Below are 14209 nucleotides of genomic sequence, written 5' to 3' on the forward strand. Positions count from 1 at the left end.
AACCTGAGTTGAACGGTGAGGCAGCTTTTCTCACGCTGAGGTTGCCGCCTTGGCAAGGCGCTCGGCAGTAGCAGCGGCGTACAGCTGCTGGTCGATGCCGGCGAACGCTTCCAGCTTCTTCGAAGCCATGGTGTCACCGGTCAGCTTGAGCTTGCCGCCGAAGAACAGCTTCTGCAGTTGCGGTTCTTCACCCGACGCCAGTTCCGGCATGTTCGCTTCCTGGATGACCATGGTCACGTCCGCATTGGCCGCAACGCCTTCATACAGGTCGCCCTTGCCGTTCTTCAGGTCGAGTACCCAGTTGGATTCGCGGTTCTTGACCACGAACTGCATGATCATCTGCGCTTCGGCCGCGATTTCCGGGTGGGCCTGCAAGTGCGCCTTGTACACGCCGAACACGTCGTGTGCGGTCAGGGTCTTTGGCTCTTCCTTGCTGGCGTTAGTCAGGGAAGTGACGTCCGGAACCTTATCGAAGATTTCCACGACGCCGCCTTTGAGTACGACCACGTCACGCTCTACCGCACGCATCTCGAACACGACGCGGGTCGGCGTTTCACGCCACATGCGGGTTTCCAGGGTGTCGCCCGGCATGACAATGGACGCGAAGCGCACGCGGATGCTCTTGAACAGGCGCGAATCGTTGTTGCAGAACGCCTTGATCACGTGACGACCGGCATAACCGAAGGTGCACAGACCGTGCAGGAACGGCTTCTCGTAGCCCGCCGCCTTGGCGTAGTCCGGATCGACGTGCATCGGGTTCCAGTCACCGCACAGGCGATACAGCAAGGCCTGGTTGATCTCGGTCTGCTCGGCGATCACCGCATCCGGGGCTCGTGCAGGCAACTCTGGCTGTGGCGCGCTCTGGACTTTTTCCAGACCGGCACCTGGCACACCGGCGTAGAAGCTGGTGATTTCGTTGTAGAACAGCGGTACGCCGTTTTCGTCAGTGGTTTCCACCGCAAGGATGGAAACGGAGCTGCGCCCCTTGTCGATCGCCTGCTTCAGACGCATGGTGTGCTTGAGCTTGGCGGCCGGTGGCAGCGGACGGTACATCACGGTGTACTGCTCGCCGTGCAGGCCATTGGCAAACGGCAGCTCCAGACCTTCCAGGCTCGGCTTGCCGGACTTGATAGCCTGCAGGAACACTTCGGTCGCCGGCAATACTGCCATGGTCGGCAGCACGCGGAACTCTTCGTCCTTGAACTCGTTGATGTACAGCAGTTCGGTCTCGTCCAGAGGGTCTTTCGCGGCGCCTACGGCCAATGCGTAGAGGGCGGCGTCAGTCTGGTTGTACTCGGTTTCCAGGGTCGACACGGCATTGCTGGCCACTTCCATGTCGACGTACTGGTTGCCGCCCTTGGCCGGCGAATCCAGACGCGCGAACAGTTCCTGGAAGCCTTCGCCACCGTTGGTGTGGTGCACGCTGTGTTCGTCGAACTGAGTGATGCGCTCCCAGTTTTCACGAACCAGTTCCGGGCTCAGGGTATCGGTGTGCAGCACACGGCCCTGGGAACGTTCCCAACGGTACTTGGCGTGGAAGCCACCGCCGACTTCGAACAGGCCGCCGGTTTCCGGGCAGTCTTCATGGCACAACCAGCCAACCAGTGGCGCAATGTGTTCCGAGGCCAGCTTGGCGTGGACGTCTTCCGGCAGGATGCCGCTGGCGACGACCAGGCGAGAAGCAGCAATCGGTGCAATGGTGTTGACGCGGATATTCTTCGGGCCGCCCTCGAAGGCCAGGGACTTGGCGAAGCCGATCAGGCCGGACTTGGCGGTGGAGTAGTTGCACTGGCCGAAGTTACCGAAAATGCCGGCACCAGAGGCGGTCATGATGATGCGGCCGTAGCCCTTCTCACGCATGATCGGCCACACGGCGTGGGTCAGTTTGAACGCGCCCTTGACGTGGATCTCCTGGATGATGTCCCACTGCTCTTCAGTCATCTTGGCGAACGAAACGTCACGCAGAATGCCGGCGTTGTTGATCAGGATGTCGACGGTGCCGAACGCTTCCAGCGCGGTGGCAGCGATCTTCTCGCCATCGGCAACCGAGTTGTAGTCGGCTACGGCTTCGCCGCCCATGGCCCTGATCTCGGCAACCACCGCGTCAGCAGCGGCAGACGAAACGCCCACGCCCTGGAGGTTCACACCCAGGTCGTTGACCACGACCTTGGCGCCGCGCGAGCCCAACAGCAGCGCGTGGGCCCGGCCCAAACCGTTACCGGCGCCGGTGACAATGGCTACTTTGCCGTCAAAACGAAGTTCTTGTGACACGATAACGCTCCTTCCCAATGGGTTTTGATTGTTAGCAAACGGCGACCCGACTCCCCAGAGCCGGGCACCGCTGACAGCTCATTCGCGCAAAATGCGAGAACAGGTTTTGAATGAGTGGCCTTACAGCGTGCGAGCGATGATTTCTTTCATGACTTCGCGGCTGCCGCCCCAGATGCGGTTGCCACGGGTATCGAGGAACAGCCGCGCAATCGGGTATTCGGTCATGTAGCCGTTGCCGCCGTGCAACTGCAGGCACTCCTCGACCACGCGCAGGCTCAACTCGGCGGTCCAGTGCTTGGCCATGGCCGCGGCTTCAGGGGTCAGTTCATTGCGCAGGGCCAGCTCCATGCAGCTGTCGACCCAGGAACGACCGATCTGGATTTCTGCCTTCAGTTCGGCGAGCTTGAAGCGCGAGTTCTGGAAGTCGATCACCGGCTTGCCGAACACCGTGCGGCCTTTGGTGTAATCGATGGTGTGGCGCAGCGCGGCTTCGGCCTGGGCCTGGAAACCGATGGCGCCGCTGATACGTTCCCAGGCGAGGTCGCGCATCAGCTGGCCGAAGCCCTTGCCCTCCTCCGGCCCCAACAGGTTGCTGCACGGAACGCGCACGTTGTCGAAGAACAACATGCAGGTGTCCTGGGCATGCAGGCCGATCTTTTCCAGAGGCTGCGACTTGGCATAACCGTCGCGGCCGCTCTCGACGATGATCAGCGAGATGTCCTTGGCGGTGCCGGTGTTGCCGGTCTTGCAGACCACCACCACGAAGTCCGACTGCACGCCATTGGAAATGAAGGTTTTGGAACCGGTAATGACGTACTCGTCGCCGTCACGCGCTGCGCGGGTCTTGACCGCTTGCAGGTCGGAGCCGGTGTTGGGCTCGGTCATGGCGATCGAACCGATGGCTTCGCCGGAGACCATCTTTGGCAACCAGGTCTGCTTTTGCTGTTCGCTGCCGTAATGCAGGATGTAGCCGGCCACCAGTGCATGCACACCGAAGCCAATGCCCGGGCCCGAAGCGCCAGAACCCATGTACTCCTCGCCAATGACCATGGCGTACAGGCGGTCCGCGCCATAGCCACCGTATTCTTCCGGAATGCACGGCAGCAGCAGACCCAGCTCACCGGCACGACGCCAGATCTCGCGAGGTACACGTTTCTCCTTTTCCCACTGGGCGTGAAAAGGCAGCACCTCATCGGCCAGAAAACGTTGGGCCAGGCGGCGATAGTCTTCGTGCTCGGCGCTGAACAAGGTACGGGGGATCAGATATTCCATGGCAAATTCCTCGATGGGGCCGTGATCAGAGCGTGCGCCCGACCAGCTCTTTCATGATGTCGTTGGCGCCGCCGGCAATACGCAGGACACGGTGATCGAGGTAATGGCGCGCCACCGGGTACTCGAGCATGTAGCCGTTGCCGCCGTGCAGTTGCACGCACTCGTCGACCACCTTGGAATACAGATCGGAACACCACAGCTTGGCTGCCGCCGACGCTTCGGGGGTCAGCTTGTTTTCCAGACACAGGGCCATGCATTTATCGACATAGTTCTGGCCGACGGCGATGTTGATCTTCATGTCGGCGAGCTTGAAGCGGGTGTTCTGGAAGTCGAAGATCGGCTTGCCGAACACGCTGCGACCGCGGGTGTATTCCAGCGTGTGCTCAAGCACGGCCTGGGCGCCGGCGATGCTGTTGCCGGCAATGCCCAGCCGCTCCCAGGCCAGCTCTTTCATCAGCTGGAAAAAACCCTGGCCCGGAACGCCACCGAGGATGTTTTCCTTCGGTACACGCAGGTCTTCGAAGAACAGCATGGTGGTGTCCTGCGCATGCAGGCCGACCTTGCGCAACGGCCTGGATTTGCTCAGGCCCGGACGGTCGCCTTCGACGATGATCAGGGAGATGTCCTGCGAGCCTTTGCCGGTGTTGCCGGTCTTGGCCACGACAACCACCAGATCACAGTTGGTGCCGTTGGAAATGAAGGTCTTGGAGCCGTTGATGACGTAGTCGTCGCCCACCAGCGTGGCACGGGTCTGGACGCCTTGCAGATCGGAACCGGTGCCCGGTTCGGTCATGGCCACGGCCGCAATCGCAGTGCCAGCCGCCATTTTCGGCAGCCACTTTTGCTTCTGTGCTTCAGTGCCAAAGTTGTTCAGGTAGCCGGCGACGATGTCGTGTACGCCGAAACCGATGAGGCCGCTGGCACTGACGCGGGTGACTTCTTCACCGACGATCAGCGAGAAGCGCCGGTCCAGGCCAAGACCACCGTAGACCTCAGGGGTGGTGGCATTGAGCAGACCCAGTTCACCGGCTTTTTCCCAGATGGCACGGGGAACCAGGTGATCCTCTTCCCATTGCTCGTGGTGCGGCATGCACTCGTCGGCAAGGAAGCGCCGCGTGGTTTTGCGGAACTCCTCGTGCTCGTGCTCAAACAGGGTGCGCGGAATCATGAAGCATCTCCTTAGGGCTGGATCTACGCGCCGGGTCAAACCGGCCGGGTCGATGCCACGATAGGAAATGCGCCTTGCCTGCTGTACCCCTCAGGGAGGGGGGGCATCCATCGAAACCTGCACCCCCCTGTAGGAGCTGCCGAAGGCTGCGATCTTTTGATCTTGTTTTTTAAGAGCAAGATCAAAAGATCGCAGCCTTCGGCAGCTCCTACAGAAATGGGGAATGGTGTGTCCCTCCCTGAAATGAGGAGGCCGGGCTTTCGGCAAACACCTTAAGCTGCGGTGGCAGCACGCCTGTGGACGCCCCGCCATTGCAGTCCACGCAACTGCATTGGCGGAGTCGTCCTCAGGATTTTGTGCGGGGTGCAGCTCAGGGAATCAGGCCGTTCTTGCGCGCCCAGGAGACAGCGTCGTAGCGACTGGAAACACCGAGCTTCAAGAAAACGTTCTTCAGGTTCCACTTCACTGTTTCAAGTGAAATGCTTAATGTCAGCGCCACGCGTTTGTTCGACATCGCCTGGCTGATCAGATGAAGGATCGCCAGCTCTCGCGGGGTCAACGTCTTCTGACCTGCCGAGGCGGCGCCATCGCCAGAATGTGCCCCGGCCTTGCCCTGCTCAAATCTCGATAGCAAGTCCTTCAGATAGTCAGTCACCGAGCTGCCAAGCGCACTCCTGCCGACCAGTTGCGTCAGCAATGGGTACAGCGCTGCACTTTCGTCGAGAAAGGTTCGGACCAAACCCAATCGCTGACCGGTTTCCAATGCCTGTATCAGTAAATCGTCGGTGTCGTCCTGTTGTCGAAGGTCCGCATGGGCAATGCTCATCAACAGCAAAGCGGTCACACCCAATTGGCCACGCCGGTGTTGTTGGGCATAACCACGAACATGCTGCAGTTCCTGCAATGCATTGTCCGGGTAGTTGGTTGCCAGAAGCAGGCGCGCCTTGGCCAGGGCGACCATCGCCGGAATTTCCGCCTGGAACCCTACCGCCCCTTGATGTGCCTGCCCCAGCACATCGAGCTGAGCGACATGCACGGCCGCGTTGGCACGGTCGCCCTCGAGCAATTCGATGCGCACCTGCTCGGCGAGGCAATGCACCAATGCGCGGTCCTGGCCAATGCTGCGAAAGTGGCGCTCCTGACGCTCAAGGAAGGCCAGTGCCGTGGCAGCCGACTCTTGCAGCAGATCCAGGCGGGCCCGGCAAATACTGGCACGCATCATGGAGTCGGGCATGGTCCACTGAAGCAGTCCATTGCGATTGGCCAGGATCTCACGTGCCTCGTCTATCCGGTCCAGTTCACAATAGATTTCAGCCAGGTTGGAGGCCCCAGTGTAGGCACTGGCCGAGCGATGTCCGTGAACTGCCACAGAGCGGGTCAGTTGCGCCAGCCCCATGCGTTCGGCATCGACCATCCTGCCTTCCATCAGGCAACACAGGGTCCGGGTACCTTCCGCCAGTAACGCCATCTCGTCGTTTCGGTCGACCTCGGGCACCGGATGGTCATCGAGACAAACCAGCGCATCGTCATACCGTCCCGCCGCCGCATAGGCAAGCGCCAACATCGTCGATGGCCCGTAGCGCATGATGGAATAGTCGTCGATCAGCGGCTGGAATCCTTCGAGCAACGCAATGACCGGCTCGGTACGATCGCGCTGGACATGGATGACCGCCTGAACCAGCGGCAGGCGGAACGCCACGTCTTCAGGCTGCGCAACGCCACTTCGCTCGAATTGCTCAAGCCACGCCTCTGCCTTCGCCGGCCGTGCCGTCAAGGCATAGGCCAGGCAGCCGAGGAAAAATAACCGAGGCCTGGAGAACAGAACTTCCTGCGGCAGCCGGTCAAGCAGGCGCAGAAGCGGACTTAATTGGTCCAGTCCCCAGGTCGTCGGCGCCGCCCGTTCGATGACTTCAACGGCGAACCCCAGATCCCCGCCCGCCGTGGCATGCCGCATGGCCTCGGCCAGCAGTTTGCGTTCAGCGAACCAACGCGCCGCGCGCTGATGCAATTGCGCGACATTCTGCGAGTTACGCCGTACCAGACGCGTGGCCAGAAATTCACTGAACAGCGGGTGGAAGCGATACCACGGCAAGCGGTCATCGGCTTCGACACGAAAGATCAGCAGGTTTTCTTCTTCAAGCCGATTGAGCATTTGTGACGCAGTCGCGTTGCCCGTCACGGCCTCTGCCAGGGAAGCGTTGAAACGCCGGCATATGCTGATGGCCTCCATGAAGTCCGCCAGTTCCTCCGGCAGATGCGCCATCACGTCTTCGGCCAGATAGCTTTGCAGATCGTCCGATCGCCAGCCCAGCTCATGCAAGCTCGCCCGCGCGCCGGGATTGCTGCGCAGCATGATCACGATCAATTGCAGACTGGCGGGCCAACCGCTGGTGAGTTCATGGATAAGGTGGATTTCCTCCTCGTGCAGTTTCAGTGCTGCCAGATTCAATTCGAGGAATGCGCGGGTTTCCGCCAGATCGAAAGGTAACGCGGCGCAGTCAAGCTCCACCACTTGCCCCATCAGGCGCAGTCGACTGAGGCTAAGCGGCGGCTGTACGCGCGCGGCGATCACGAAGTGCAGATTCTCCGGGCTGTGATCGAACAGTTTCTGCATCAACCGGTGCGAACGCGGGTCGGCAACATGCTGATAATCGTCGAGTACCAGAAACAGCTCTTTGTTCACGCTGGAAGCGGCATCCACGATGGCCGCGACAATTTCGTCGATCGATTCTCTGCTGGCACCCTCCAGAGGAGTGCCTGTGTCAATCGTCACACCGAGGCGCTGCAAGGCACCGCGCAAATACGCAAAAAAGGTCGAGAGGTGTTTGTCGTCGGCGCTCAGTGACAACCAGGCGACTTCGGCGCCGGCGCGCATCATGGTCTGGCGCCACTGCACCAATAGCGTGGTTTTGCCAAACCCCGGGCTACCTGTCACCAAACCGACAGTACAGTGTTCTATTCGCTGCAGTTCGTTGATCAGCCGACTGCGCGGAATCGATTGAGTGCCAATTCGCGGGGGGGCGAATTTGGTTGATACAAGCAGTTTGTCGGTATTTATTTGCAAACCGAATCTCCGGTTTCCTGCCTGCCTGATGGAATCCAGTCAGGCCTTATTATTATTGAAGCGGTGCCGACGCGATCATCCCTCAACGCATCTCCCTGGAAAAGCCCGACCGGACCAGTCGCCCTGCAGCGCAGGCCCTTGTGAAAAAACAGACGGCAATCGGCCGGCCTGAACGCATGTTCAGATCGAGCGGCCCGATAGTGCGGTCAAGGTAGCCCCCCCACCCCCCCTCCATTGGAGGGGGGGGCCCAAGCTTTGTCCAACAGCGCTACCTGCAGTGCCTGAAAACACTGCCTGGCGATGCCTGATTCCCCCCCCCCGACGCGCCGACACACAGCCTCCCCCCTCTACATGAGTGGATACCAGCTTCGCACATCTGGGTTCATCTACGCACTCGAAAGCCTTGGCTCGCTTATCGCCGGATACCGATGAGGAAAATATGACTGATCAGCTACTCAACGAACGTGATTTGAGCTTCCTGCTCTACGAGTTGCTCGACACCGAAGCCCTTTTGCAACGTGCGCGATATACCGAGCACGATCGCAATGTATTCGACGCCACGCTGAACACCGCGCGAGACATTGCCGCGCACTACTTCGCCCCGCACAATCACAAGGGCGACACCCTCGAGCCGACCTTCGATGGCCGGCAAGTCCATTTGATTCCGGAAACCAAGGCTGCCTGGCAGGCCTTTGCCGAGGCCGGTTTTCTCTCGGCCCATCACGACTTCGAGGACGGCGGCCTGCAATTGCCAGAAGTTGTGCTGCGCGCTTGCATGGCCTATTTCAACGCCGCCAACGTGGCGACCACGGCCTACCCCTTTCTCAGCATCGGTGCCGCGAATCTGCTCAAGAGCTTTGCCAGTGCCGAACTGTGCGAGCGTTTTTTGCCAGCGATGCTGGCCGGTCGCTTCAGCGGCACCATGGCCCTGACCGAGCCCGGTCAGGGTTCGGCGCTGGGCGATATTCGCACTAGCGCACGCCCGGCGGCAGATGGCACTTATCGGGTGTTTGGGCAGAAGATGTTTATCTCGGGGGGCGATCATGAGCTGACCGAAAACATACTGCATCTGGTGCTGGCGCGCATCGAAGGGGCACCCGCAGGGGTCAAGGGCATCTCTCTGTTTCTGGTGCCAAAGTTCATGGTCGATGCCCAGGGTCATGTAGGCATCCGCAACGACGTGGCACTGGCTGGCTTGCTGCATAAGATGGGCAACCGCAACACTACTTCAACTGTACTCAGCTTTGGCGAACAGGGCGGCGCGACCGGTTATCTGGTGGGTGAGCCGCACAAGGGCCTGGGCTACATGTTCCAGATGATGAACGAGGCACGTATCGGCGTAGCGCTGGCGGCCTCCGCGCTTGCCTGCCAGAGCTTCAATCATGCCCTCGATTATGCCCGCGAAAGGCCTCAGGGCCGCCTGCCTGGCAATAAGGATCCGCTTGCACCGCAGGTACGGATCATCGAGCACCCTGATGTGCGGCGCATGTTATTGCAGCAAAAAACCTACGCCGAAGGCTCTTTGGCTCTGTGCCTGTACGCCAGCAGTCTGATGGAGCAAAGCCATACCGGGCCGAGTGAGCAAGCCCGCAGCAACGCCAGCGAACTGCTCGACTTGCTGATCCCCATGGTCAAGTCCTACCCGTCACGCTACGGCGTGATCGCTTCCGATATCGGCATACAGGTACTGGGCGGCGCCGGCTATACCCGCGAGTACCCACTTGAACAGTATTACCGCGACAACCGCCTGAACCCGATTCATGAAGGCACCGAAGGCATACACGGTCTTGACCTGCTCGGGCGCAAGCTCGGCCAGCGCGGTGGCGCCGGTTATCGACTGTTCCTTGCCGAAGCCCGTGAGACCTTGGCTCAGGCCGTGGATGACCACCGCTGCGCGCCGCTGGCCCGTGCGCTGGGCGATGCGCTGGAGATCCTCGACGAGGTCACGATCAAACTACAGGATCAGGTCCAGCTTGACGCGACCCTCGGCCTGTCAAACGCCACCGTTTACCTGGACCTGTTCGGTCGCGTGCTGGTCGGGTGGCTGTGGCTGCGCATGGCCCTGCTCTCCAGCCGTGCCCTGACGCAGGGAGCCACATCCAGCGAGGCCGATTTCTACCGGGGCAAGTTGCAGGCCGCACGCTATTTCATGGACTGGGAACTGGCCACGCTCGAGGGTCAGGCCCGCCTGCTGATTGCCGGCAACCGTATCCACTTCGATATGCAGGACCCATGGTTCTGAATGCCTAAATCATTTTCATCACATTTTCAGTCCTGCAAGGAGCCATCATGAGCACCCTGGTTAATTATCAAGTCGAAGCCGGGCTGGCGTTGATCGGTCTGGCCCGTCCACCCGTCAACGCCCTCGGCCAGCCGTTGCGCGCGGCCATTCTGGACGCCTGCGAACGCGCTGCCAGCGACTCGACGGTATGGGCAATCATCATCCATGGCGCCAGCGGCTTGTTCTGTGCCGGCGCGGATATCACTGAGTTTGGTGGTTCAGCAGCCTTTGCTGCCCCCGACCTGCCCGGCTTGCTGGTACGTCTGACGCAGATAGATAAACCGCTGATTGCGGCAATTGGCAGTCTCGCACTCGGCGGAGGCCTGGAGCTGGCACTGGCCTGTGGCTATCGCATTGGTGAGCCAAAAACTCGCGTCGGCCTGCCCGAGATCAACCTTGGCCTGCTGCCCGGTGCCGGCGGCACCCAACGCTTGCCGCGACTCCTGGGTGCCGAATCGGCGTTGAACATAATGATTTCCGGTCAACAGATCAGCGCCGATCAGGCGTTGATGCTCGGCCTGCTCGACCGCAACGCCGCCAGCATCGAAGGGTTACTCGACGAAGCCAAAGCTTATGCCCATGAATTGCTCGCGGCGGATGCTCCGTCGCGTCCGGCAGACAGATATACCCACCCTGGGAGCGAACTGGCCGAGGATTTCTTCGCTCGCTACCATGCCGAGCATGAGCCGCGCTGGAAGAGTCGCCTGGCCCCGCGCCTGGTACTGGCCGCTGTCGAAGCAGCCTGCGTGCTGCCACTCAAGCAGGGGCTCGCCCGTGAGCTGGCGCTGTTCAAGCAGGCCGAAGATTCGGCTCAGTCACGAGCCCTGCGCCATGTCTTTTTTGCTGAACGCGAAGCCGGCAAGGTGCCGGGTATAGACGCCAGCACCCCGCTTCGTCCAATCAACAAAGTAGCAGTGATCGGCGCCGGTACCATGGGCGGCGGCATCGCCATGAACTTCGCCAACGCCGGTATCGCGGTCTCGTTGCTGGAGCTCAAGCCTGATGCCCTCGCCCATGGCCTCAGCCAGATCCGCAAAAATTATGAGATCAGCGTCAAGCGCGGCAAGCTCGGTCAGGAACAACTCGAACAACGTATCGCGTTAATCGAAGGCACGCTTGATTACGCCGACCTCGCTGACGCCGACCTGGTGATCGAGGCGGTCTTCGAGAAGATGGAGATCAAGCAACAGGTGTTCCGCACCCTGGACGAGGTCTGTAAACCTTGGGCGATTCTGGCCACCAATACGTCCAGCCTGGATGTCGACGCTATCGCTGCAGTGACCCGGCGCCCACAGGATGTTATCGGTCTGCACTTCTTCAGCCCGGCCAACGTCATGCGCCTGCTGGAGGTGGTCCGCGGTAAAGCCACCGCACCGGACGTGCTGGCTACCACGCTGAAGATCGCCAGGCGTATCGGCAAAATACCGGTGGTGTCGGGCGTATGCTTCGGCTTTATTGGCAATCGGATGCTCGAACCGTACAACCGCGAAGCGCACCGACTGGTTCTCGAGGGCGCCACGCCCGCGGAAGTCGATAAGGTCCTCACGGACCTGGACCTGAACATGGGCGTGCTGACTATGACCGATCTGGCCGGTGTCGACGTCAACTTCCTCGTCCGCGATTCGAATCGTGCCGCTTTTGCCAACGATGGCAGCTACTACAAGATCGGCGACGAGTTGTACGCACTGGGCCGCTACGGTCAGAAAACCGCTCGTGGTTTCTATGTCTACGAAGGTCGCGAGCGCAAGGAGGACCCTGAAGTGGTCGCCTTGGCCGCGCGCGTCGCTGGAGACCTGAACATCCCGCGCCGACCGATTTCCACACAGGAAATCCATGATCGTTGCTTATTCATGCTGATCAACGAAGGCATTCAGCTGCTCGATGAAGGCATCGCCCTGCGCAGCGGCGACATAGACTTGGTCTGGATCAACGGCTACGGGTTCCCTGCTCACCTCGGCGGGCCCATGCACTATGCCGAACAACTCGGCCTGGACAAGGTGCTGGCCGGTATTGAGCACCATCGTCGCGAGCTCGGGGCTTACGGGGAGATGTGGTTCCAGCCCGCCCCGCTCCTCCAACGACTGGTTGCCGCCGGCAAATCCCGCATCGAAAAAATCTGAACCCTGTGACCGACACTTCCGGGTGTCGGTCGGCTGCTCACAAAAGGACTCGCAACATGAAAGAAGCCGTGATTCTCTCTACCGCTCGCACACCGATCACCAAGGCGTTCCGGGGTGCTTTCAACAACACCACGTCGCCTACCATGGCCTCCTTCGCTATTCGGGCCGCTGTCGAGCGCGCGGGTATCGAAGCCGCTGAAATCGATGATCTGGTGATGGGTACCGGCATGCCTTCCGGTACCGCCGGCTGGAACCTGGGACGCATGAGCGTGCTGGCCAGCGGCCTGCCATTGTCGGTCAGCAGCCAGACGCTGGACCGCCAGTGCGCCTCTGGCCTGATGTCCATTGCCACCGCCGCCAAGCAAATCATGGTCGATGGCATGCTCGTCACCATCGGTGCCGGCCAGGAGCACATCAGCCTGGTGCAGAAACGCAATGTTGAATGGGCCATGGCCGAGCGCGACCAGTTGGTCATCCGTAATGCCGCCCATGCCTATATGCCGATGCTGGAAACCGCCGAGCTCGTCGCGAAGCGTTACAACATCAGCCGCGAAGCCCAGGACCTCTACTCCCTGCAGTCGCAGTTGCGGACCGCTGCCGCCCAGCAAGCCGGTTTGTTCGCCGACGAAATCGTGTCGGTCACGGCCACCAGACAAGTGGTCGATAAAACCACCGGCGCCGTCAGCTATGAGCAGGTCACCTTGAACCAGGACGAAGGCAATCGCCCGCAAACCGTGCTTGAGGACCTGGTCAAGCTCAAACCGGTGATCGAAGGCGGCTGCATCACCGCCGGCAATGCCAGCCAACTGTCCGATGGCGCCAGCGCCTGCGTGCTGATGGAGGCGCGCCTGGCCGAGCAACGCAACCTGCAACCGCTAGGGTTGTATCGCGGCATTGCCGTCGCCGGACTGGCGCCGGAAGAAATGGGCATCGGTCCTGTATTGGCGGTGCCAAAACTGCTCAAGCAGCACGGCCTGCGGGTCGACGACATCGGCCTGTGGGAGCTCAACGAAGCCTTTGCCTGTCAGGTGCTGTACTGCCGCGACACCCTGGGCATTGATCCCGACAGGCTGAACGTCAACGGCGGCGCCATTTCCATCGGCCACCCCTATGGCATGAGCGGTGCGCGGATGGTCGGCCATGCCCTGCTGGAAGGTAAACGACGCGGTGTGAGGTACGTGGTGGTGACCATGTGCGTCGGCGGCGGCATGGGTGCAGCCGGCCTGTTCGAGGTACTGTAATGGACGTCTTCAAAAGCTTTTCCCTGGCGGGCAAAACCGTATTAGTGACCGGAGCTTCAAGTGGTATCGGCGCCCACCTCGCCCGGGTGGCCGCGCAAGCGGGGGCCCGCGTGGTGCTTGCCGCAAGACGCCTGGAGCGTCTGTGCAACGTCGCCGAAGAGATCCGGCGCACGGGCGGTCAAGCCCTGGCAGTGACACTGGACGTCACTGACCGTGCAAGCGTTGAATCCGCCTTCGATGCCGCGCAAGCGAAATTCGGTGTGGTCGATGTGGTGCTCAACAATGCCGGAATCGGTCATGGTCAACGGGTGCTGGACATCAGCGAAGAGGACTGGCGGCAGATGCTCTCGACCAACCTCGATGGGGTTTGGCGTGTCGCTCAGGTCGCAGCACAACGCATGTCCGGGGCCGGGACGCCGGGCAACATCGTCAACATCGCCTCGATGCTCGGCTTGCGCGTCGGCACCGGTTACAGCCACTACTGCGCGGCCAAGGCGGGTGTGATCCAGTTGACTCAGTCAATGGCCCTGGAACTGGCGCGTTATCAAATCCGCGTCAATGCCATTGCGCCGGGCTACTTCAAGACCGAAATGAACGATGCGTACTTCGACAGCGACAAGGGCCAGGCTTACATCCGCGACAGCGTACCGATGCGCCGCCTGGGCTACTTGCATGACTTGAGCGGCCCCTTCCTGCTTTTGGCCAGCGATGCGGGTGCCTATATGAGCGGAGCGGTGCTGGCGGTTGATGGCGGGCATCTGGTGGGCAGCTTGTGACAGCTGCCCGAGTGAG

At 60.9% G+C, this 14209-nt stretch carries 8 protein-coding genes; 4 read left to right on the forward strand and 4 right to left on the reverse strand.

Annotated elements, in window-relative coordinates:
- Positions 1 to 30: 30 nt before the first annotated feature.
- The 4 genes from AC3WJW_RS14155 to AC3WJW_RS14170 form a co-directional block, all read right to left on the reverse strand.
- Positions 31 to 2271 carry a peroxisomal multifunctional enzyme type 2 gene (locus AC3WJW_RS14155; RefSeq protein ID WP_493726422.1) on the reverse strand — a complete coding sequence of 747 codons (2241 nt, stop codon included), beginning with the start codon at positions 2269 to 2271 and terminating at the stop codon, positions 31 to 33.
- A gap of 120 nt (positions 2272 to 2391) precedes the next feature.
- Positions 2392 to 3534 carry an acyl-CoA dehydrogenase family protein gene (locus AC3WJW_RS14160; protein ID WP_493726514.1) on the reverse strand — a complete coding sequence of 381 codons (1143 nt, stop codon included), beginning with the start codon at positions 3532 to 3534 and terminating at the stop codon, positions 2392 to 2394.
- A gap of 34 nt (positions 3535 to 3568) precedes the next feature.
- Positions 3569 to 4711 (reverse strand): acyl-CoA dehydrogenase family protein, encoded by a 1143-nt coding sequence (locus tag AC3WJW_RS14165; protein ID WP_493726423.1) that lies wholly within the window; start codon positions 4709 to 4711, stop codon positions 3569 to 3571.
- A 370-nt stretch (positions 4712 to 5081) separates the two neighbouring features.
- Positions 5082 to 7775 carry a winged helix-turn-helix domain-containing protein gene (locus tag AC3WJW_RS14170; RefSeq protein ID WP_493726424.1) on the reverse strand — a complete coding sequence of 898 codons (2694 nt, stop codon included), beginning with the start codon at positions 7773 to 7775 and terminating at the stop codon, positions 5082 to 5084.
- Between the two features lie 439 nt (positions 7776 to 8214).
- Here AC3WJW_RS14170 and AC3WJW_RS14175 point away from each other — a divergent pair, with 439 nt between their 5' ends.
- Genes AC3WJW_RS14175 through AC3WJW_RS14190 form a run of 4 tightly spaced genes read left to right on the forward strand, consistent with a single transcriptional unit; the run spans position 8215 to position 14193 of the window.
- Positions 8215 to 10017 (forward strand): acyl-CoA dehydrogenase, encoded by a 1803-nt coding sequence (locus AC3WJW_RS14175; protein ID WP_493726425.1) that lies wholly within the window; start codon positions 8215 to 8217, stop codon positions 10015 to 10017.
- 47 nt (positions 10018 to 10064) lie between these two features.
- A complete protein-coding gene (locus AC3WJW_RS14180) occupies positions 10065 to 12176 on the forward strand; it encodes a 3-hydroxyacyl-CoA dehydrogenase NAD-binding domain-containing protein (RefSeq protein WP_493726426.1) in 2112 nt (703 codons plus the stop codon).
- 56 nt (positions 12177 to 12232) lie between these two features.
- Positions 12233 to 13417, forward strand: coding sequence for an acetyl-CoA C-acyltransferase (locus AC3WJW_RS14185; protein ID WP_493726427.1), 1185 nt, complete (start codon positions 12233 to 12235; stop codon positions 13415 to 13417).
- A complete protein-coding gene (locus AC3WJW_RS14190; RefSeq protein ID WP_493726428.1) occupies positions 13417 to 14193 on the forward strand; it encodes an SDR family NAD(P)-dependent oxidoreductase in 777 nt (258 codons plus the stop codon). Before AC3WJW_RS14185 ends, AC3WJW_RS14190 begins: the two co-directional genes overlap by 1 nt.
- The last annotated feature ends 16 nt before the right edge of the window (positions 14194 to 14209 follow it).

This window comes from Pseudomonas sp. GW821-FHT07G06, assembly GCF_058986625.1.